The organism is Kitasatospora sp. NPDC093679 (genome assembly GCF_040683455.1).
GTDB lineage: Bacteria > Actinomycetota > Actinomycetes > Streptomycetales > Streptomycetaceae > Kitasatospora > Kitasatospora arboriphila.
Genome location: NZ_JBFBDW010000016.1, coordinates 62,698 through 84,229, shown reverse-complemented (window position 1 = coordinate 84,229; position 21,532 = coordinate 62,698). Strand labels below are relative to the sequence as shown.

Here is a 21,532-nt window from a genome sequence, read left to right as displayed (position 1 = left end):
CCGTGCTGCCCGCACACCAGGAGAAGCGAACCACCGGATGTCCCGCACGCCGGAAGCATCGGGGCGTCCAGGGCGTTTGCCCAGGAGGAGGAAGAAGAAGTGACTGACACGACGAGCGGTTCCGCACGCGGGTCGAAGTCCGGCAAGGCGACCAAGGCGGCCGGCAAGGCCCCCGAGGGCGGCCTGCGGATCGGGCGCATCTACACCACTCCTGGCGTCCACCCCTACGACGAGGTGACCTGGGAGCGCCGCGACGTCGTCATGACCAACTGGCGTGACGGCTCGATCAACTTCGAGCAGCGCGGCGTCGAGTTCCCCGACTTCTGGTCGGTCAACGCGGTCAACATCGTGACCTCGAAGTACTTCCGCGGCGCCGTCGGCACCCCGCAGCGCGAGTGGAGCCTCAAGCAGATCATCGACCGCGTGGTGCTCACCTACCGCGCCGCCGGCGAGAAGCACGGCTACTTCGCCACCCCGGACGACGCCGAGACCTTCGAGCACGAGCTGACCCACGCCCTCCTCCACCAGGTGTTCAGCTTCAACTCGCCGGTCTGGTTCAACGTCGGCACCAAGCAGCCCCAGCAGGTCTCCGCCTGCTTCATCCTGGCCGTCGACGACTCCATGGAGTCGATCCTCGACTGGTACAAGGAAGAGGGCATGATCTTCAAGGGCGGCTCCGGCGCCGGCCTCAACCTCTCCCGCATCCGTTCCTCCAAGGAACTCCTCTCCTCCGGCGGCAACGCCTCCGGCCCGGTCTCCTTCATGCGCGGCGCCGACGCCTCCGCCGGCACCATCAAGTCGGGCGGCGCCACCCGCCGCGCCGCGAAGATGGTCGTCCTGGACGTCGACCACCCGGACGTCGAGGCCTTCATCGAGACCAAGGTGAAGGAGGAGGAGAAGATCCGCGCCCTGCGCGACGCCGGGTTCGACATGGACCTGGGCGGCGACGACATCACCTCCGTCCAGTACCAGAACGCCAACAACTCCGTCCGCGTCTCCGACGAGTTCATGGCCGCGGTCGAGAACGGCACCACCTTCGGCCTGCGCGCCCGGATGACCGGCGAGGTCATCGAGACCGTCGACGCCAAGAAGCTGTTCCGCAAGATGGCCGAGGCCGCCTGGGCCTGCGCCGACCCGGGCATCCAGTACGACTCGACCATCAACCACTGGCACACCTGCCCGGAGTCCGGCCGCATCAACGCGTCCAACCCCTGCTCCGAGTACATGCACCTGGACAACTCCAGCTGCAACCTCGCCTCGCTCAACCTGATGAAGTTCCTCCGCGACGACGACTCGTTCGACGCCGGGACCTTCGCCAAGGTCGTCGAGCTGGTCATCACCGCGATGGACATCTCCATCTGCTTCGCGGACTTCCCGACCGAGAAGATCGGCGAGACCACCCGCGCCTTCCGCCAGCTCGGCATCGGCTACGCCAACCTCGGCGCCCTGCTGATGGCCACCGGCCACGCGTACGACTCCGAGGGCGGCCGCGCCCTGGCCGGCGCCATCACCTCGCTGATGACCGGCACCGCCTACCGGCGCGGCGCCGAACTCGCCGGCGTGGTCGGCCCGTACGAGGGCTACGCCCGCAACGCTGCCGCCCACCGCCGGGTCATGCAGCAGCACGCGGACGCCAACGCCGCCGCCGTCGCGGTCGACGACCTGGACGCCCCGGTGTGGGCCGCCGCCACCGAGACCTGGGGCGACGTCGTCCGCCTCGGTGCGGCCAACGGCTTCCGCAACGCGCAGGCCTCCGTGCTCGCCCCGACCGGCACCATCGGCCTGATGATGGACTGCGACACCACCGGCGTCGAGCCGGACCTCGCGCTGGTCAAGTTCAAGAAGCTCGTCGGCGGCGGCTCGATGCAGATCGTCAACGGCACCGTGCCGCGCGCCCTGAAGCGCCTCGGCTACCAGGACGAGCAGGTCGAGGCGGTCGTCGCCCACATCGCCGAGCACGGCAACGTGATCGACGCCCCCGGCCTGAAGACCGCCCACTACGAGGTCTTCGACTGCGCGATGGGCGAGCGGTCCATCTCGCCGATGGGCCACGTCCGGATGATGTCGGCGATCCAGCCGTGGATCTCCGGCGCCATCTCCAAGACGGTCAACATGCCCGAGAACGCCTCGGTCGAGGACGTCGAGGAGATCTACTTCCAGGCGTGGAAGCTCGGTGTGAAGGCGCTCGCCATCTACCGCGACAACTGCAAGGTCGGCCAGCCGCTCTCGGCCAAGACCAAGACCCCGGCCGTCGAGGAGAAGGCCGCCGAGGCGCCCGCCGCGGTCGAGAAGGTCGTCGAGTACCGCCCCGTCCGCAAGCGCCTCCCGAAGGGCCGCCCGGGCATCACCACCTCCTTCACGGTCGGCGGTGCCGAGGGCTACATGACGGCCAACTCCTACCCGGACGACGGCCTGGGCGAGGTCTTCCTGAAGATGTCCAAGCAGGGTTCGACCCTCGCGGGCATGATGGACGCCTTCTCCATCGCCGTCTCGGTCGGCCTGCAGTACGGCGTGCCGCTGGAGACCTACGTCTCGAAGTTCACCAACATGCGCTTCGAGCCGGCCGGTCTGACGGACGACCCGGACGTGCGGATGGCGCAGTCGATCGTCGACTACATCTTCCGCCGTCTGGCGCTGGACTTCCTGCCGTTCGAGACCCGCTCCGCGCTCGGCATCCACTCCGTCGAGGAGCGCACCCGCCACCTGGAGACCGGCTCCTACGAGCCCGTCGAGGAGGAGGTGGACGTCGAGGGCCTCGCCCAGTCCGCGCCGCTCGCCGCCCCCAGGACCGCCGAGCAGCCCGCCCCGGCGAAGCCGCAGGCCGCCCCGGCCCAGGCCCACAACTCCACCGAACTGGTGGAGATCCAGCTGGGCCTGAACGCCGACGCGCCGCTCTGCTTCTCCTGCGGCACCAAGATGCGCCGCGCCGGCAGCTGCTACCTCTGCGAGGGCTGCGGCTCCACCAGCGGCTGCAGCTGACGGCGGGCGCAAGCGCCGCCGACGCGCCGGTGAGCACCTGCCGCTGAGCGTGCCGGGCCGCACGTGAGAGAGGGTGTCGACCATCGGTCGGCACCCTCTCCGCCGTTCCCCCGCGTGGCGCCCGTCCGCGCCGGCCCCGGCGGGGAGGGTGTGCGGCATGATGGGCGGATGGAACTCGAGCCGTACCGGCGTGAGTTGGTGGCCTACTGCTACCGGATGTCGGGCTCGTTCCACGAGGCCGAGGACCTGGTGCAGGAGACCCTGCTGCGGGCCTGGAAGGCCCGGGACCGCTACGACCCGGCGCGGGCCTCGGTGCGGACCTGGCTGTACCGGATCGCCACCAACGTGTGCCTGACGGCGCTGGAGGGGCGCGGGCGGCGGCCGCTGCCGTCCGGGCTCGGGGTGCCGAGCGACGATCCGGGGGCGCCGCTCGTGCCGGCGCCGGACATCCCCTGGCTGGAGCCCTTCCCGGACGCCCGGTTCGACGCCGAGGCGCGGGCCGACCTGCGGCTCGCGTGGGTGGCCGCCGTGCAGCACCTGCCCGCCCGCCAGCGTGCGGTGCTCGTCCTGCGCGAGGTGCTGGCGTTCTCCGCCGCCGAGGTCGCCGAACAGTTGGGGACCACGGTCACCGCGGTGAACAGCGCGCTGCAGCGGGCCCGCGCGGCCGTGGCCGGGGTGGGCGACCCCGGCGAGGTCCGGGAACCGGACGATCCCGAGGTGCGGGCGGTGGTCCGGCGCTACGTGCGGGCGTTCGAGGCGGCCGACGTCGCGGCGCTGGTGCGGCTGCTGGCCGAGGACGCCGTCCTGGAGATGCCGCCCGTGCCGCTCTGGTACCGGGGTAGCCGGGACTACGGCCTGTTCCTGGAACGCGTCTTCCGGATGCGCGGCACCGGCTGGGGCATGCGGCGGCTCACCGCCAACGGGCAGCCCGCGCTGGCCGCCTATGCGCCGGATCCCGGTGGCGGACTCCTTCTGCACACGGTGCAGGTCCTCACCGTCGTCGGCGGCCGGGTCGCGCACAACGCGGTGTTCGCGGATCCGCGCGTCCTCGAAGTGTTCGACCTGCCGCGACGGATTTCCGCCGAGGAGTTCCGGCGGCGGCGATGAGTCCGGGCGGTGCGGCCGGTACGTACCGGTGAACACCGCACCGAAGGGAATCCGCCGTGAGCGTCGTCGTCATCGAATTCATCACCCTGGACGGGGTCGTGTCCGACCCGGACGGGTCCGGGGGAACGCCGCTGGGCGGCTGGGCCTTCCGGTTCGGCCGGGAGGCCGTCGCCGGGGACAAGTTCCGGCTCGGCAGCACGCTGGACGAGGGGGTCATGCTGTTCGGGCGGGAGACCTGGCAGCTGTTCTCGCGGCTGTGGCCGGGCCGCGACGACCAGTTCGCCGTCCGGCTGAACGCCGTGCCGAAGCTCGTCGCGTCCCGCACCCTCACCGACACCTCGGCCTGGGCCAACTCCCGCCTGCTGGAGGGGGACCTGGTCGACGCCGTCAAGCGCGAGCAGCGCGACGTGATCGTCACCGGCAGCCTGAGCGTCGTGCACCGGCTGATGGCCGAGGACCTGGTCGACGAGTACCGGCTGCTGACCTTCCCCACCGTCCTCGGCACCGGCCGCCGCCTGTTCCCGGCCGAGGGCCCGCACGCCGACCTGGAGTGCCGGTCCGTCCGGCGGATCGGCGCCGCCGTGCTGAGCACGTACCGCAGGGCAGGCTGATCCCTGCCGCCGGGGGCCGGCCGTCCGCGGTGCCGCGGGTCCGGGGTGGCACCCGGGCGGTCAGGTCGCCGGGGGGAGGTGCCGTGCGGCCGCCAGGGCGGCCACCGTGCGGAGCTTCGCGAAGTAGGCGCGGCAGTACGCCTCGTCGATCAGCGGGACCACCCGGTCGAGCTCGGTGATGTACCGCCAGAGCACGGCGGTCCGGTCGGCGTCGAGTCCGCCGTCCAGCTCGCGCCGGACGAGTCCGGCGACGTCGGCGTCCAGGAGGATCAGTTCGACGCCCGCGATGTCCACGCCGCGGAAGCTGTCGGGGTAGGGCGCGCGCCGGTGCTCCTCCCACAGCAGGGCGAGCCGGTCGGCGGACCCGGCAGCGCCGGTGTCCGGGACCGCGGCCCCGGCCGTGGGCGGCGGTCCGAGGAGCAGGGCGACGGTGTCGAAGACGGCCCGCAGCAGTTCGACGGCCCCGGCCGGGCGGACGGCGGCGCTGATCGCGGCGCCCCGCGCGAGCCGGTCGCGCAGCAGCAGGGCCCGGTCGAGCACGGCGGCGCGGTCGCTCGTGACGAGCCCCGCGCGGACGGCCCGGTCGAGCAGTTCGCGGAGCGGCCGCTCGGTGGCCAGACGGTCGACGAGGACGCGCTCCAGGGCGAGGAGGGAGTGCGTGACGGCGGCGGTGGCGAACTCGTACCGGTGGTAGGAGTGCCGGACGAGTTCGCGGGCGGTCTCCAGCGTGCTCATCACGTCCATGGAGGCCCGGTCGGGCAGGACCAGCCCGGCGATCAGGTCCTGCATGGCTGCGAAGTCGGGGACGAGGTCGCGGGCGCGCGGGTCGGGGGCGGGCCGGGCGAGCGGGCGGGGTGCCGAGGGGTGGGGCGCCGAGGGGTGGGAGTCCACCCGCGCAGTCTGGTCGGCCGACGGGCCGCGGTGCCAGCGGATTCGCGCGCCGGGGGCCGGACCCCTCGGTCGGGGTCCGGCCCTCGGGTTCGCCGCGGGTCAGTGGGTGGTGCTCAGGGAGGGCAGGGGCCACTCGCGGTGGAAGGCGGGCAGGGGGAGGTCGGCCTTGAGGAGCGGGGTGCCGAGGATCTTGATCTGGGCGTAGAGCCTGCCGTTGATGTCGAGGCCGGCGGTGTTGGTCCAACTGCCTTCGACGTGCGGGGGCTTGCCCGTGGTGTCGAGGGTCACGGAGCCGGCGACCCGGGTGTGGAGGTAGGGCTCGACGGACGCGGCGACGCCGACGGTGTCGTAGAGGCCGACGGAGGCCTCGGCGGTGAGGCCGGTGCGCAGGGTCGCGTCGCCGCTGAGCTTGGCGCGGACGGGGCCGACGGTGGTGGTGCCGGGGTCGGCGGTGGTGGTCCAGCCCTTGCCCTTGGCGTAGTCGGCGTGGACGGACCAGGCGCCGTCGAGGTCCTGTTCGGCCTCGACGGTGAGCTTCCCGTCGGCGCCGACGGTGAGGTAGCAGGTGAGGTCGAGGTTGACCACCACGGGGAAGCCGGCGACGGTCAGCACGGGGCTGGCGCTGAGCTTGGCGAGCGGGACGCGCAGCGGGTTGGGGCTGGCGGCGAGGGTGGCGCCGACCTTCCAGTCGGCGTGGGCGCCGAGGCCGAAGCCGACGCGGGCCTTCTCGATGCCGCCCTTGAGGATGCCGCGGCCGTCGTAGGAGAAGTCGACGGAGGGGGAGAGGCGGATGCCGGCGGCGAGGTCGGCCTTGGCTCCGCCGGGGAGGGGGACGCTGGTGCCGGCGTCGAGGGAGAGCTGGGCCGAGGCGGAGCCGTTGCCGCCGCCGGGGCGGGTGGTGAAGCCGACCTTGAGGTCCTTGACCAGCGGCTGGACGCGGATGCCGTGGACGTCGATCGCCTGGTGCTGCTCGGTGGCGGTGGCGCCGAGCAGTTCGGCGACCTCGGCGGGGCGGGTGGTGACCTCGACCTCGTCGCCGGCGGTCTTCTGCACGCCGGTGACGGCGACCAGGGCGCCGCGCGGTGCGGCGGGGGTGGGCGGGCTGGCGATCAGCTGGCCGGTGCGGACGGTGTCCGGTGCGGCGGACGCGGACGCGGAGGCGGTGGCGTCCGGGCCGTGCGGGGCGCCGGTGGTGCGGGAGGGCGCGGGGGTCTTCCCGGTGCTTCCCGTGCTGCCGGTGCTGCCGGGGTTCTTGGCGTGCCCGGGGTTTCCGGTGCGCAGGGTGGCGTGGCCGCTCGCCGGGTCGTAGGCGACGAGGGAGACCGTCCGACCGGTGCCGGCGGCCGGTTTGCCGGCGGTCGCCGGGGCCGCGACGGCGGCGGTCGGGGCCGCTGCGGCGCGGGTGTCGGTGCTGCTCGGGGCGGTCGCGGCCGGCGCCGCCGGGGCGGTCTCCGTGGTGAGGGCCGCGGCGGCGAGGGCCGGTTCGGCGGCGGGCGCCGAGGCGGCGCAGCCGGTGGCGGTGAGCAGCAGACCGGTGGCCAGTGCGGGGAGCGCACGGGAGCGTATGGACATGCAGAGGGTTCGCCTTCGAGGTGGTGAGGGCAGGGTGAGGCCGGACGGGGGTGGCCGACCGACGCATTCCTTGGCATGTTACTGACGAGTCATCGGTTGGACGAAAGTGACGCAGGCTCAACTTTCTGGAGGTGGATGCCGGATGAGTTTCGGATGGCATGCCCGGCGGGTGGCGGATTCGAGGTTGCCGCTCCGGGTGAGGGTGGCGGCGCTGCGGTCGTGCGTGCAGCTGTACCGGCCGTTGGGGTTCCACGGGACGCTGGACCGGCTGGCGTGGCTGGCCGGGCCGTTCCAGCGGGACGAGGCGGCGCTGTTGCGGGCGCTGGCGGTGCTGGAGGAGGACCGCAGCCGCTGGCTGGCCGAGCTGGACGCGTACGCGCGCTCGCGCCGGACGGGCAAGCGCTGCGGACGCCGGATGCCGAGGGAGGGGGAGCGGAACCCGAACGATCGGGCGTACTGGTCCGTGTGAGGCTTCGCCGTCGGTGCGGCCGCCCGAGGTCTTTGTCAACCTGGGTTGACACCGAGCGCCTGTCAACCTAAGTTGACAGCATGAGCGAGACGAGACAGCTCGCCGCGGACGCGAGCAGCCGCGACCCCGCGATCGGCCTGCGGGCCGTCCGGGCGCTGCGGGACCTGGCCGACCGGCTGGAGGACCTCCAGGTCGGCAACGCGCGCGAGCAGGGCTGGTCCTGGCAGGAGATCGCCGCCTGCCTCGGGGTCAGCCGACAGGCGGTGCACAAGAAGTACGCCAAGCGGATCTTCGGTACGAGAGGGGAGGGCTGACCGTGTTCGAGCGGTTCACGGACGGCGCGCGCCGCGTCGTCATGCAGGCCCAGGTGGAGGCGCGCGAGCTCGGCCACGAGAAGGTCGGCACCGAGCACCTGCTGCTCGGCATCGTGCACGACCCGGCCGACCCGGTGGCCGCGCTGCTGGCCGCCGACGGCCTCGACCACGAGGCCGCGCGGGCCGAGGTCGTCCGGCTGTCCGGCGGCCACGTCGACGGCCGGGCGCTGGCCGCGATCGGCGTCGACCTCGACGCCGTCCGGGCGGCCGTGGAGTCCGCCTTCGGCGAGGGTGCCCTGGAGCGCCGGCCCGCCGAGGGCCGCCGGGCCGGCAAGCACAGCCGGCTCACCCCGGGTGCCCGCAAGACCCTGGAGCTCTCGCTGCGCGAGACCCTCCGCCTCAAGCAGAAGGAGATCGCCACCGGCCACATCCTGCTCGGCCTGATCCGCGAGGGTCAGGGCCTGGGTGCGGCGGTGCTCTCCGGCCACGGAGTGGACTTCGCCAAGCTGCGCCGGGACGTGGAGGCGGTCCTCGGCTGACCCGGCGCCGACCCGGCGCCGACCCCGGGCGCCCCCCCGGCGGGCCGTTCCCACATCGCGGAACGGCCCGCCGGACGTCTTCCGGAGCCCGTCGGCCGCACGGTTACCGGGTGGTACGGGCGCGGAGCGTCATCCTGTGCGACTGTGTGTCAACTCGGCCATTGAGTCGAAAACCTGAATGGATATGATCGGGCGACCGCGTGTACCGATCAAATGAGCGGAACGCGCTCGGCCGTACGCTGTCCCGGCCCCGCCCGGCATGCCCGCGGCCGGCCCTGCGGTCACCCTGCTCCGCCGCCGACGCCGCACGAGGATCAGACAGATGAGAGCTCGCACGCGCCCCGCCGGGGCGGCGTACCAGGGATCCGACGGCGCTCTCGCGGTCCGCGCCGGGGCCGGGATGGTCCTCGGCGCCGCGGCCGCCGCCGCGGCCGTCGCCCTCACCCCGTCCGTCCACCGCGCCGCCGTCGCGGGCGTCGCCGCCGTCGCCGCCCTGCTCTGGTGCGGCCTCGTCGGCTGGACGGCCAAGCTCGGCCTCCGCGCCCGCGCCGCCGAGCACGAACTCGCCGCCGCCCGGCGCGAACTCGCCGAGACCGGCGCCGCCGCCGGCGCGCTGCACACCGACCTCACCGCCGCCCACACCGCGGCCGGCGCCCTGCGCGCCGCCCTCGCCAACGCCCAGGCCGAGACCGCGGAGATCCGCACCGACCTGGAGCAGGCCCGCGCCGACCGGCAGGCGGCGCGCGCCGAACTCACCGCCCTGCACGAGGCGCACAGCGCCGCCGTCCGGGAACGCACCGAACTGGCCGCCCTGCGCGACCAGGTGCTGCCCCGGGTGATCGAGAGGCTGCGCGCCGGCGCCTCGGTCGACACCGCCCTCGCCGGCCACGACCTGCCCGTCCACCACGCCCTGCTGCGCACCGTCGCCGAGGCCGTCGGCCGCGGCGAGCGCCAGCGCGCCGCCGCCCTCGCCGTCTGCGCCACCGCCGCCGGCCGCGTCCAGGCGCTGGCCACGAGCATGCACGCGGAACTGCGCGACATGCAGCACCGGCACGGCGAGGACGTCCTCGGCGACCTGCTCGTCCTCGACCACTCCACCGCCCAGGTCGGGCGGATGGCCGACTCCATCGCGGTGCTCACCGGCGCCCGCTCCGGCCGCCGCTGGACGAAGCCGATCGGCGTCGAGTCGATCCTGCGCGGCGCCCTCGGCCGGATCGGCGCCTACCAGCGCGTCCGGCTGCACAACGCCTCCACCGCCGCCGTCGCCGGGTTCGCCGCCGAGGGCGTGATGCACGTCCTCGCCGAACTCCTCGACAACGCCGCCAACTTCTCCGCCCCGCCGGCCGAGGTGCACGTCTACGTCGAGGAGGCGCACTCCGGCCTCGTCGTCACCGTCGAGGACGGCGGCCTCGGCCTCAGCGACAGCTGGCTGCGCCGCGCCGAACAGGCCGTCTCCGCCCAGCCGCTGGACCTCAGCGCGCTCTCCGCCGGCACCCGGCTCGGCCTCGCCGTGGTGGGCTCGCTGGCCCGCAAGCACGGCCTGTCGATCTCCTTCCGGCCGTCCGCCCGCGGCGGCACCGGCGTCGTGGTGCTGATCCCCGAACAGCTGATCAGCCACCCCGCGCCCGCCCTCGCCCGGGCCCTGGAGGCCGAGCGCCGCGCCGCGGCCGCCGCACCGGCCCCGGCCGTACCCGTCCCCGCCGTACCGCGCCCGGCCCGCGCCGTGCTGGAGCCCGCCCGCCCGGCCGCCCCCGCGGGCCCGGACACCCCCGCCGGCCCGGACACCACCGGCGTCACCGAGGACGCCGACACCACCGAGCGCACCGACGGCCCGCACACCACCGACGACGACGCCGGCAACGGGGCCGGCACCGACACCCCGCCCGCCGCCCGGGCCCTGCCGCAGCGCCGCCGCGGCCAAACCCTGGCAGCGGCCGCGCCGGCGGCCCCGGCCGCTCCGGCGCCGCGGACCGAGCGCTCCGCCGCCCTCTCCGCGGCCCGCTTCGGCGCGTTCCGCAAGGCCCTGCAAGGGGCCGAGTCCCCCGACGCCCACTCGAAGGACGATGCCCGATGAGCAGCAGCACCGACCGCGACCTCGACTGGCTGCTGGAGAACCTGCTGACGGCCACCCCCGGTGCCCGGCACGCCCTGGTGCTCTCCGCCGACGGCCTCAAGCTCTGCCACACCGCCGGCCTCGGCACCGACCAGGCCGACCAGCTCGCCGCGATCGCCTCCGGCATGCAGAGCCTCGCCCACGGCGCCTCCATCGAGTTCGGGAACGCGGCCGGCGGCGTCCGCCAGTCGATGACCGAGTTCCACGGCGGCATCCTGTGCATCGTCGCCGCCGGCGAGGGGGCCCACCTCGCGGTCGTCACCGACGACGACGCCGACGTCGGCGTCGTCGGGCACAACATGCACGGGCTGATCGAGCAGATCGGGGTGTTCCTGAGCGCCCCGCCGCGCGAGATCGAGGCCGGGGTGTGACGCGGCCGCTCGCCGGCCGGGACGAGGACCCGGACCGGCTCTACACGGTGACCCGCGGCCGCAGCCGGCCGCCCGAGCACGCCTTCGACCTGGTCACCCTGATCGTCACCGAGCAGGAGCCGGTGCCCGGCATGCAGTCCGAGCACGCCCGCATCCTCGCCCTGTGCGCCACCCCGACGGCCGTGGTCGAGCTCGCCGCCGAACTCGCCCTGCCGGTCAGCGTGGTGAAGATCCTGCTGGGCGACCTGCTGGAGGCCGGCCGGATCACCGCCCGCCACCCCAGGTTCGCCCCGTCCAAGGCACGCCTGCCCGACCTCGACACGCTGAAGCAGGTACTGCATGGTCTCCAACAGCTCTGACACCCTCGCCGCGGCCGGCCGGGCCCCGCTCAGCAGCACCGCCGCCAACGGACTGAAGATCGTCGTGGTGGGCGGCTTCGGCGTCGGCAAGACCACCCTGGTCGGCTCGGTGAGCGAGATCCGCCCGCTCAACACCGAGGAGACGATGACCCGCGCCGGCGAGGGCGTGGACGACCTCACCGGGGTGCAGGGCAAGCGGTCGACCACCGTCGCCTTCGACTTCGGCCGGATCACCCTCGGCGCCGAGAACGTGCTCTACCTCTTCGGCGCCCCCGGCCAGGAACGCTTCTGGTTCCTCTGGGACCGGCTGTTCAGCGGCGCCCTCGGCGCCGTGGTGCTGGTCGACACCCGCCGCCTCGAGGAGTCCTGGTACGCCATCGACCGCCTCGAACACCACGGCACGCCCTTCGTGGTCGTCCGCAACAACTTCGGGCCGCCCGAGCACACCCTCGCCGAGGTCAGGGCCGCCCTCGACCTCGCCGACCACGTCCCGCTGGTGGAGTGCGACGCACGGGACCGCGAGTCGAGCAAGCAGGTGCTGATCGAACTCGTCCGCCACCTGCACCGCATGGCCGAGGCCGAGGCCTCCGGAGAGGACACGCCGTGACCGAGCCCGTCACCACCCCGCCGCCCGGCTGCCCGGCCCACGCCGACGCCGCCCCGCTGTACGGGCCCCGCTTCCAGACCGACCCCGGCGCGCTCTACCAGGAGCTGCGCGACCGCCACGGCCCGGTCGCACCCGTCGAACTCGCCGGCGGCGTCCCCGCCTGGCTGGTCATCGGCTACCGCGAACTCCAGCTGGTCACCGGCCAGCCCAAGGTCTTCGGCCGGGACTCCACCCGCTGGAACCAGTGGCCGGACATCCCCGAGGACTGGCCGCTCAAGCCGATGATGGCGCCCGTCCCCTCGATCCTCTACGCCGAGGGGGCCGAGCACCAGCGCCGCTCCTCCGCCGTCACCGACGCCCTCGCCGCCGTCGACCCGTACGAACTGCGCATCCACGCCGAGGAGATCGCCGACCGGCTGATCGACGGCTTCGCCGGCCGCGGCGAGGCCGACCTGGTCGCCGACTACGCCCACCGGATGCCGCTGCTGGTGCTCTGCCGGCTGTTCGGCCTCGACGAGGACGAGGCCCCCGTCCTGATCCGCGGCCTGCTCGCGATGCTCGACGGCGGCGCCGACGCCCAGGAGGGCGCCCAGCAGCTGCTCGCCGTCATGCTCGGACTCGTTCACCGGCGCCGCGAGATCCCCGCCTCCGACGTCACCTCGCGGCTGCTCGCCCACGAGGCCGGGCTCAACGACGAAGAGGTCATGCGGGACCTGCGGGTGCTGCTGATCGCCGGTCACCAGCCGCTCGCCTACTGGATCTCCAACGCGCTGCGGCTGATGCTCACCGACGAGCGCTTCGCCGCCTCCCTCTCCGGCGGACGCCGCTCGATCGGCCAGGCGCTCGGCGAGGCCCTCTGGGAGGACACCCCCACCCAGATCTTCGCCGGCCGCTGGGCGACCCGCGACGTCCACCTCGGCGGCCAGCGGATCGCCAAGGGCGACATGGTGCTGCTCGGCTTCGCCGGCGCCAACGCCGACCCGACGGTCCGCCAGGACTCCGGCCGCCCCGCTGAGGGCAACCGCGCCTACCTGAGCTTCTCCGCCGGCGACCACGGCTGCCCCTACCCGGCCCGCGAGGCCGCCGAGGTGATCGCCAACACCGCGATCGAGGTGCTGCTCGACCGGCTGCCGGACCTGCGCCTCGCGGTGTCCGAGAGCGCGCTTGTGTGGCGCCCCTCGGCCTGGGTGCGCGGACTGATGGCGCTGCCGGTGGCCTTCACCCCCGGCTACGTGGCGGAGTGACGAGACCCGAGGAGGGGCAGGGATGACCGAACTGACCGCAGGAGCCGCAGTGACGGCGGCGGAGCCGGCGACCGGACCGGACCAGGCGGCCGGAGCGGCCGCGCCGACCGCCGACGCGCCGTTCGTGATGGACCCGCTGGCCCGTGACAACGCCGCCGAGGGCGCCCTGCTGCGCGCCGCAGGCCCGGTGGTCCCGGTCGAGCTGATGGGCGTCCGCGGCTGGGCGGTCACCCGGCACGCCGAGGCCCGCAAACTGCTCACCGACGCCCGCCTGGTCAAGGACGCCGCGCACTGGTCGGCGTACCAGGGGGGCGAGGTGCCGAAGACCTGGCCGCTGATCGGCCTGGCCGTGCCCGGCCCCTCGATGGTCACCACCGACGGCGCCGCGCACCGCCGGCTGCGGGCGATCGTGGCCCAGGCCTTCACCCCCCGCCGCGTCGAACTCATGAAGCCCCGCGTCGAGGAGATCACCGCCGAGCTGCTCGACCGGCTCGCCGCGGCCGGCCCGGTGGTCGACCTGAAGACGGCCTTCGCCTTCCCGCTGCCGATGTCGGTGATCGGCTGGCTGCTCGGCGTGCCCGAGCACGACCACGCCTACATCCGCGAGCTGTACGAGCGGTTCTTCTCCAGCACCACCGCCCCGGCCGATGTGCCGGCCACCATCGCCGCGCTGAACGCCTTCGTTGCGGACCTGGTGGCGCTGCGCCGCGCCGAGCCCGGGGACGACCTGATCAGCGCCCTGCTGACGGCCGACGTCGAGGGCGGACCGCTGACCGACGCCGAGGCCTCGGCGACCCTGCGCGTGATCATCGCGGCCGGCCACGAGACCACCGTCAACCTGATCACCAACGCGGTCCGCGCCCTGCTCACCCATCCGGACCAGCTCGCGCTCGCCCGTTCGGGCGAGGTCGGCTGGCCGGCGGTGGTCGAGGAGTCGCTCCGCTGGACCCCTCCGACCAGCAACTTCCTGTTCCGCTTCGCCACCGCCGACATCGAGGCCGGCGGCACGGTGATCCCCGCCGGGGACGCCGTCCTGATCTCCTACAACGCCATCGGCCGCGACCCCGCGCAGCACGGCGTCACCGCGGAGGTCTTCGACATCACCCGTGACGCCGGGCGGCACCTCTCGTTCGGCCACGGGCCGCACGTCTGCCCGGGCTCGCCGCTGGCCCGGCTGGAGGCGGCGGTGGCGCTGCCCGCCCTCTTCGAACGCTTCCCCGGCCTCGCCCTCGCGGTGCCCGAGGAGGAGCTGCGGCCGAACCCCACCATGGTGGTCAACAGCCTGCGCGAGCTGCCCGTCCGGCTCTGATCGGGGCCCCGGAACGGTGCTGGAGGGCCGGTGCGGAACCGGCCCTCCAGCACGGCCCGATCACGACCGGGACACCGGCCGATGAAGGTCGAACGCGCACCTTGGCGTGGGGTAACCGGTGAGTTAACGTCTTCAAGCCAGCGATACTGCTGGGTACAGCTCGATCAACCGGTACAGCGCAGACTTGTAGTCCCACGCCGGCATCTCGGGGTGCCCTGGCCAGGAGGAGCGCATTGTCCACCACCACGATCGCCTGTGAGGCCCGCCGATGACCATACTCCTGCGGCGGCGTCTGCTCGCCGTTCCCGCCGTGTTCGCCCTGGCCCTCGCCGCGGCGTGCTCGAACAGTTCCTCGAAGGACGGCGGCGGCACGTCTGCGGCACCCACGCTCACCGGTGACTGTGCCAAGTACCAGGCCTACGCGGGCCACTCCGGCACCAAGGTGACGATGTTCGCCTCGATCCTCAGCCCGGAGTCGGACTCGCTGGAGAAGTCCTGGGCGGAGTTCAGTTCTTGTACGGGCATCAAGATCTCGTACGAGGGCTCCAACGACTTCGAGTCGCAGCTGCCGGTGCGCGTGAGCGGCGGAAACGCCCCGGACTTCGCGATCATCCCGCAGCCCGGCCTGCTCGCGCAGATGGTCAAGACCGGAAAGGTCGTGAAGCCGCCGGCGCAGACCGTCGCCAACGAGGACAAGTGGAGCCCGGTCTGGAAGACCTACGGCTCCGTCAACGGCACCTTCTACGCGGCGCCGATGAGCGCCAACATGAAGTCGCTGGTCTGGTACTCGCCGAAGGCCTTCAAGCAGGCCGGCTACGAAGTCCCGAAGACCTGGGCCGACCTCATGGGCCTCAGCAACAGGATCGCCACCTCGGGCGGCGCCAAGCCGTGGTGCGGCGGCATCGCCTCCGGCACCGCGACCGGCTGGCCGGCCACCGACTGGGTCGAGGAGGCCGTCCTCGGCAGCTACGGCGGCGACGTCTACGACCAGTGGGTCAGCCACAAGATCAAGTTCAGTGACGAGAAGATCACCGGCGCCATGAAGACGGTGGCCGACTGGATGCAGAACCCGGCCTGGGTCAACGCCGGCATCGGCGACGTGAAGTCGATCGCCACGACCACGTTCCAGGACGCGGGCGCGCCGATCCTCTCCAACAAGTGCTACATGCTGCAGCAGGCGTCGTTCTACCGGGCGCAGTGGCCCAAGGGCACCAACATCGGCCCGGACGGCGACATCTTCGCCTTCCACCTGCCGGCCGTGAACCCGGCGGTCAGCAGCCCGGTCGAGGGCGGCGGCGAGTTCCTGGCCGCGTTCTCCAGCCGGCCCGAGGTGCAGGCGGTGCAGAACTACCTGTCGACCAGCGACTGGGCGAGCAGCCGGGTCAAGGTCGCCTCCGGCTGGGTCTCCGCCAACCAGGGCGTGGACAAGAGCCTCTACACCGACCCGATCGACAAGCTCTCCGCCGAGGCGCTCACCGACCCGGCCGCCACGTTCCGCTTCGACGCCTCCGACCTGATGCCGGCGGCCATCGGCTCCGGCCAGATGTGGAAGTCGTTCACGGCGTGGTTCGCCGAGGGGCAGTCCGTCCAGAAGGTGGCGGCTGACATCGACGCGGCCTGGCCGCAGTAACGCCGGCCGCCTCCGGGCAGCGCGGGTCCCACCCGCCCGCGCTGCCCCTCCCCATGTCCGAGGAAGGACCCTCCGCATGCCCACGGCCACCGCCGTGCACCTCGCCGACTCGGCGTGGACGGATGCGACGATCAAGTTCACCAACACCGTCGGAGCCGTCGCCGGCTTCCTCGGCGTGCTGCTGCTGATCTTCTTCGCGGCAGGCCGGGCGACCGGGCGGTTCTCCCGCCCGCTGGCCGTCCTGGTGATGGTCGGACCGGCGATCCTGCTGCTGCTGGTCGGTCTGGTGATCCCGCTGGTCCGCACCGTCTACCTGAGCTTCTACAACGACGACTCCACCAAGGCGGTCGGCGGCAGCAACTACGGCTGGGCGCTCACCACCGAGTCCATCCACCAGGTGCTGTGGAACACCCTGCAGTGGCTGGTCGTCGCCCCGCTGGTGGCGACCGGCACCGGCCTGGTGCTGGCCCTGCTGGTGGACCGGCTGCGCGGGCAGGCGGTCTACAAGTCGCTGCTGTTCATGCCGATGGCGATCTCCCTGGTCGGCGCGTCGATCATCTGGAAGTTCGTCTACGAGGACCGCGACCCCTCCCAGCCGCAGATCGGCCTGCTCAGCCAGCTCGCGATCAGCCTCGGCTGGGACGACCCGCCGAACTGGATCCTCTCCCACCCGCTGAACAACTACCTGCTGATGATCGTCATGATCTGGGTGCAGACCGGCTTCGCGATGGTGGTGCTCTCCGCGGCGATCAAGGCCATCCCGGACGAGATCACCGAGGCCGCCCGCCTCGACGGCGCCCGCGGCTTCCAGCTCTTCCGGCACGTCACGGTGCCGATGATCCGCACCACGCTGATCGTCGTGCTGACCACCGTCATGATCACCACGCTGAAGGCCTTCGACATTGTCCGCACCATGACGGGCGGCAACTTCGGCACCCAGGTGCTCGCCAACGAGATGTACTCGCAGTCCTTCGTGCAGTTCAACGTCGGCCGCGGCAGTGCGCTCGCCGTGATCCTCTTCCTGGCCGTGATCCCGCTGGTGGCCTACAACATCGTCCAGCTGCGCAAGGAGCGTGAGCACCGATGAGCGAGCAGCTCGCCCCGGCCCCGCAGCCGGGGGCGGAGGACCGCGTGCCCCCGGTGAAGGCCGTCCGGCGGGTGTTCAGCAGCCCGCTGGCCTCGCTGCTCATGGTCGTGGTCACCGTGCTCTGGACGATCCCCACGATCGGCCTGCTGGTCACCTCGCTCCGCCCCGAGGAGGACGTCTCCGACAGCGGCTGGTGGACGGTCTTCGGCGACCCGAACCTCACCCTGGAGAACTACCACACGGTGCTCTTCGAGGGCGGGTTCGGCGTCAGCGGCGGCCTGATGCCGTACATGGTCAACTCGCTGGCGATCAGCATCCCGGCGACGGTCTTCCCGCTGGTGCTGGCCGCGATGGCGGCGTACGGGCTGGCCTGGGTGAAGTTCCGGGGCAGCGACGTGGTCTTCTTCGCGATCTTCGCGCTGCAGGTGGTGCCGCTGCAGATGGCGCTCATCCCGCTGCTCCAGCTGTTCTCCGGCGGCGCGCACATCGGCTCGGTCACGGTGATCCCGGCCTTCGACCTCAGCGGCACCTACGTCCCGGTCTGGCTGGCGCACACCATGTTCGCGATGCCGTTGGCGATCTTCCTGCTGCACAACTTCATCGCCCAGCTGCCGCGCGACCTGATGGAGGCGGCGGTGGTCGACGGGGCCACCCACTTCAAGATCTTCCGGTCGATCGTGCTGCCGCTGTGCGCGCCGGCGCTGGCCTCCTTCGCGATCTTCCAGTTCCTCTGGGTCTGGAACGACCTGCTGGTGGCGCTCACCTTCGCCGGCGGCACCCCCGAGGTCGCCCCGATGACCGTCCGGCTGGCCCAGCTGAGCGGCTCCTTCGGCGGCCGCTGGGAACTGCTCACGGCCGGCGCCTTCCTGTCGCTGATCATCCCGCTGATCGTCTTCTTCGCGCTGCAGCGGTACTTCGTCCGCGGCCTGCTGGCGGGCTCGGTCAAGGGCTGAGCCGGCCCCGCTCCGGCCCCGCGCTCCCGCTCCGGCGACGCCCCCGTGCCCCGTGCGCGGGGGCGTCGCGCGTCCGGCTTCTGACGGCTCGTGACACGGAACGGGAATGTGGGGATTTCGAGGACGCGCCACCCGCACAGCCGGTACACCGGTAGCGGCGATTCCGCCGCCGATCCGGTTGTCCGACGAGTGGGGGACGGCGTGAGGTTCAGAAGACGTCTGGCGTGCCTGGTGGCCGCCGTGCTGGCAGGAGCCGTCCTGGCCGCCGCACCGGCAGGGGCGGCGGGCACCGCGACCCTCGGCAACACCGCGGTCGGCTCGGCCACCGACTCGGGCGACTCCAACTACATGAACACCTCGCGCTTCGTCACCGGGTCCAACGGCGGTGCGCTGAACGGCATCAGCGTGCACGTCGGGGCGGTCGGCGCCGCGCCGAACAACCAGTACCAGGTCGCGGTCTACGCCGACGCGGCGGGCAAGCCGGGCGCCCTGGTCGCCTCCAGCGCCTCCGGCACGCTCACCGCCAACGCCTGGAACACCCTGCCGCTGACCGGCACCCTCGCCTCCAACACCGCCTACTGGCTGGCCTACAACAGCAACGGGTCGAGCGCCGCCGTCAACAACCTGCACTACAGCAGCGGCGGGACGAGCGGCTACTCCACCGGCGGCGCCCCGTTCGGCACCTGGCCGACCGCCTTCGGCGCGAGCAGCACCATGAGCGCCACCTTCTCGATCTACGCCACGTACACCCCCGACGGCGGCGGCACCACCCCGCCCGGCAGCGGACCGGGCGCCGAGGGCCCGATCCTGCTGGTCGGCAACGCGGCCAACCCGTACACCGCCTACTACACCGAGATCCTCAAGGCCGAGGGCCTCAACTACTACAAGCAGACCGACCTGTCGGCGGTCACCGCGGCGACGCTCGCGAACTACGACGTGGTGCTGCTCGGCGAGAGCGCGCTCACCCCCGCCCAGGTCTCCATGTTCACCACCTGGACCAACGGCGGCGGACGGCTCGTCGCGATGCGCCCCGACAAGCAGCTCGCCGGCCTGCTCGGCCTCACCGCCACCACCGGCACCCTCGCCGACGCCTACCTGAAGATCGACACCTCGGCGGCCCCCGGCGCCGGCCTCACCGCCGACACCATGGGCTTCCACGGCACCGCCGACCGGTGGACGCTGAACGGCGCCACCGCCGTCGCCACCCTCTACGACGACGCGACCACGGCGAGCGGCAACCCCGCCGTCACCCTGCGCACCGCCGGCAGCGGCCGGGCCGCCGCCTTCACCTTCGACCTCGCCAAGTCCGTGGTGCAGACCCGCCAGGGCAACATCGCCTGGGCCGGCCAGCAGCGCGACTCCACCGACGGCTACGAGGCCGGCGAGATGTTCTTCGGCACCAACGGCCAGCCGAACTGGAACGACCTCGACAAGGCGCTGATCCCGATCGCCGACGAGCAGCAGCGGCTGCTCACCAACCTGATCACCCTGATGGACTCGGCGAAGAAGCCGCTGCCGCGGTTCTGGTACTTCCCGCGGGACGTCAAGGCGGTCGTCGTGATGAGCGGCGACGACCATGGCATCGGCGGCACCGTCGGCCGCTGGGACAGCTACACCTCCCAGTCCCCGGCCGGCTGCTCGGTCGCCGACTGGGAGTGCGTGCGCGGCTCGTCGTACATCTACACCAACGACCCGATGACGCCCGCCCAGGCACAGTCCTACACCGACGAGGGCTTCGAGGTCGGCGTGCACGTCACCACCAACTGCAAGCCCTGGGGCACCACGGCCAACCTGCAGCAGCTCTACAGCGACCAGCTGGGCGCCTGGAAGGCCAAGTACGGCTCGCTGCCGAACCCGTCGAGCAGCCGCACGCACTGCGTGGAGTGGGACGACTGGGCCACCCAGGCCAAGACCAAGCTGGCCAACGGCATCCGGCTCGACATGGATTACTACTACTACCCGTCCGCCTTCGTGCAGGACCGGCCCGGCTACTTCAACGGCACCGGCATGATCATGAAGTTCGCCGACACCGACGGCAGCGTCATCGACGAGTACCAGGCCACCACCCAGCTAACCGACGAGTCCGGCCAGTCCTACCCGTCCACCGTCACCACCCTGCTCGACGGCGCGTACGGCGCCAAGGGCTACTACGCGGCGATCGGCGCCAACATCCACACCGACTTCGCGGCCTCCAGCGCCTCGGACGCGGTGATCGCGGCGGCCAAGGCCCGCGGCGTGCCGGTGGTCTCCGGCCGGCAGATGCTGACCTGGCTGGACGGCCGCAACGGCTCCGCCTTCTCCAAGCTCGCCTGGAGCGGCAACGCGCTGACCTTCGACATCACCGGCGGCGCCCGCGGCCTGCGCGCGATGGTGCCGGTGAACTCCGCCTCCGGCACCCTCACCGGGATCTCCAGGCAGGGCCAGGCCGTGCCCTACCGGATCGAGACGATCAAGGGAACGGCGTACGCCTTCTTCGACGGAGCGGTCGGCTCCTACACCGCGACCTACGGGCAGGACACCACCGCGCCCACCGTCACCGGCACAGCGCCCGCCAACGGCGCCACCGGGGTGGCGGCCGGCACCGCGGTGAAGTTCTCCTTCAGCGAGCCGCTCGATCCGGCGACGGTCACCGGCTCGGCGCTCACCCTGAGGAGCACCACCGGCGGCACCCCGGTCACCGGCACCGTCACCTACGACGCGGCCACCGGCACCGCCGCCTTCACCCCGGGCGCGGACCTGGCGCTGACGACCGGTTACACCGCCACTGTGCAGGGCGTGAAGGACCTGGCGGGCAACACCCTCGCCGGGCCGGTGACCACCGCCTTCACCACCGTCGGGCTGCCGCCCAAGACCATCGGGTCCAACACGGTCGGCACGCTGGTCGACGACACCGACTCCAACCACCTCAACGGCTCCAAGGTGACCACCGGTCCGACGGCCGTCGCCCTCACCTCGCTCAGCGTGCACGTCGGCGGAGTCGGCGCGGCGCCCAACAACCAGTACCAGCTGGCCGTCTACACCGACAACGCCGGCTCGCCCGGCACCCTCGTGGTCTCCACCGCCTCCGGCACCCTGACGCCCAACGCCTGGAACTCGCTGCCGGTGACCACCACCCTCGCGCCCAACACCAGCTACTGGTTCGTCTACAACAGCAACGGGACGGGCTCGACGGTGAACAACATGCACTACTCGACCGGCACGGCCGGCTCCGGGGCCTACAGCAACACGGTGGTGCCCTTCGGCACCTGGCCCACCGCCTTCGGAACCGCCGTCAAGGACAGCCTCGTCTACTCGCTGTACGGCGCGTACTGACGATCCGTCCGATCCGGCGGCTCCGGCCGCGGGCCGGACCGCCCGCCCGCTGCGGGGCGTTTGTG

18 protein-coding genes are annotated in these 21,532 nt (G+C 72.6%); 16 read left to right on the top strand and 2 right to left on the bottom strand.

Features of this window, described 5'->3' with window-relative positions:
• Window positions 1-99 precede the first annotated feature (99 nt).
• The 3 genes from AB0O09_RS16220 (at window position 100) to AB0O09_RS16210 (ending at window position 4,697) form a co-directional block, all read left to right on the top strand.
• The gene (locus AB0O09_RS16220) at window positions 100-2,979 is read left to right on the top strand and encodes a vitamin B12-dependent ribonucleotide reductase (protein WP_363542336.1); all 2,880 of its coding nucleotides are present in this window, start codon (window positions 100-102) and stop codon (window positions 2,977-2,979) included.
• Window positions 2,980-3,147: 168 nt separating this feature from the next.
• Window positions 3,148-4,086 carry a sigma-70 family RNA polymerase sigma factor gene (locus AB0O09_RS16215; RefSeq protein WP_363542335.1) on the top strand — a complete coding sequence of 313 codons (939 nt, stop codon included), beginning with the start codon at window positions 3,148-3,150 and terminating at the stop codon, window positions 4,084-4,086.
• Window positions 4,087-4,142: 56 nt separating this feature from the next.
• Window positions 4,143-4,697 (top strand): dihydrofolate reductase family protein, encoded by a 555-nt coding sequence (locus AB0O09_RS16210; protein WP_363542334.1) that lies wholly within the window; start codon window positions 4,143-4,145, stop codon window positions 4,695-4,697.
• Between the two features lie 60 nt (window positions 4,698-4,757).
• On the opposite strand, the gene AB0O09_RS16205 is transcribed toward AB0O09_RS16210, so the two are convergent.
• Both AB0O09_RS16205 and AB0O09_RS16200 read right to left on the bottom strand, forming a co-directional pair.
• On the bottom strand, window positions 4,758-5,588 hold the full coding sequence (locus tag AB0O09_RS16205; protein ID WP_363542333.1) for a hypothetical protein: 831 nt from the start codon (window positions 5,586-5,588) through the stop codon (window positions 4,758-4,760).
• A 99-nt stretch (window positions 5,589-5,687) separates the two neighbouring features.
• Window positions 5,688-7,160: a hypothetical protein gene (locus AB0O09_RS16200; protein WP_363542332.1), complete on the bottom strand. Its 1,473-nt coding sequence runs from the start codon at window positions 7,158-7,160 to the stop codon at window positions 5,688-5,690.
• A gap of 142 nt (window positions 7,161-7,302) precedes the next feature.
• On the opposite strand from AB0O09_RS16200, the gene AB0O09_RS16195 reads away from it, so the two are divergent.
• The 13 genes from AB0O09_RS16195 to AB0O09_RS16135 all read left to right on the top strand — a co-directional run bounded on the left by AB0O09_RS16195 (window position 7,303) and on the right by AB0O09_RS16135 (window position 21,467).
• Window positions 7,303-7,629, top strand: coding sequence for a hypothetical protein (locus AB0O09_RS16195; protein WP_363542331.1), 327 nt, complete (start codon window positions 7,303-7,305; stop codon window positions 7,627-7,629).
• Between the two features lie 80 nt (window positions 7,630-7,709).
• On the top strand, window positions 7,710-7,943 hold the full coding sequence (locus tag AB0O09_RS16190) for a helix-turn-helix transcriptional regulator (RefSeq protein ID WP_095872902.1): 234 nt from the start codon (window positions 7,710-7,712) through the stop codon (window positions 7,941-7,943).
• A 2-nt stretch (window positions 7,944-7,945) separates the two neighbouring features.
• Window positions 7,946-8,482, top strand: a complete 537-nt coding sequence (locus AB0O09_RS16185; protein WP_363542330.1) for a Clp protease N-terminal domain-containing protein — start codon at window positions 7,946-7,948, stop codon at window positions 8,480-8,482.
• A gap of 322 nt (window positions 8,483-8,804) precedes the next feature.
• Entirely contained in the window at window positions 8,805-10,556 is a 1,752-nt protein-coding gene (locus AB0O09_RS16180) for an ATP-binding protein (RefSeq protein ID WP_363542329.1), read from the top strand.
• On the top strand, window positions 10,553-10,966 hold the full coding sequence (locus tag AB0O09_RS16175) for a roadblock/LC7 domain-containing protein (protein ID WP_363542328.1): 414 nt from the start codon (window positions 10,553-10,555) through the stop codon (window positions 10,964-10,966). The genes AB0O09_RS16180 and AB0O09_RS16175 overlap by 4 nt, the downstream gene beginning before the upstream one ends.
• Window positions 10,963-11,325 carry a DUF742 domain-containing protein gene (locus tag AB0O09_RS16170; protein WP_363542327.1) on the top strand — a complete coding sequence of 121 codons (363 nt, stop codon included), beginning with the start codon at window positions 10,963-10,965 and terminating at the stop codon, window positions 11,323-11,325. The genes AB0O09_RS16175 and AB0O09_RS16170 overlap by 4 nt, the downstream gene beginning before the upstream one ends.
• Entirely contained in the window at window positions 11,306-11,932 is a 627-nt protein-coding gene (locus AB0O09_RS16165; protein ID WP_344623237.1) for an ATP/GTP-binding protein, read from the top strand. The genes AB0O09_RS16170 and AB0O09_RS16165 overlap by 20 nt, the downstream gene beginning before the upstream one ends.
• Window positions 11,929-13,176, top strand: a complete 1,248-nt coding sequence (locus AB0O09_RS16160) for a cytochrome P450 (RefSeq protein ID WP_344623238.1) — start codon at window positions 11,929-11,931, stop codon at window positions 13,174-13,176. The genes AB0O09_RS16165 and AB0O09_RS16160 overlap by 4 nt, the downstream gene beginning before the upstream one ends.
• 22 nt (window positions 13,177-13,198) lie before the next feature.
• The gene (locus AB0O09_RS16155) at window positions 13,199-14,485 is read left to right on the top strand and encodes a cytochrome P450 (RefSeq protein WP_363542326.1); all 1,287 of its coding nucleotides are present in this window, start codon (window positions 13,199-13,201) and stop codon (window positions 14,483-14,485) included.
• Between the two features lie 268 nt (window positions 14,486-14,753).
• Complete coding sequence (locus tag AB0O09_RS16150; protein WP_363542325.1) at window positions 14,754-16,115, top strand: ABC transporter substrate-binding protein; 1,362 nt, start codon at window positions 14,754-14,756, stop codon at window positions 16,113-16,115.
• A 76-nt stretch (window positions 16,116-16,191) separates the two neighbouring features.
• The gene (locus AB0O09_RS16145; RefSeq protein WP_344623240.1) at window positions 16,192-17,202 is read left to right on the top strand and encodes a sugar ABC transporter permease; all 1,011 of its coding nucleotides are present in this window, start codon (window positions 16,192-16,194) and stop codon (window positions 17,200-17,202) included.
• Window positions 17,199-18,155 (top strand): carbohydrate ABC transporter permease, encoded by a 957-nt coding sequence (locus AB0O09_RS16140; protein WP_363542324.1) that lies wholly within the window; start codon window positions 17,199-17,201, stop codon window positions 18,153-18,155. Before AB0O09_RS16145 ends, AB0O09_RS16140 begins: the two co-directional genes overlap by 4 nt.
• A gap of 201 nt (window positions 18,156-18,356) precedes the next feature.
• Window positions 18,357-21,467, top strand: coding sequence for an Ig-like domain-containing protein (locus tag AB0O09_RS16135; RefSeq protein WP_363542323.1), 3,111 nt, complete (start codon window positions 18,357-18,359; stop codon window positions 21,465-21,467).
• Window positions 21,468-21,532: the final 65 nt, after the last annotated feature.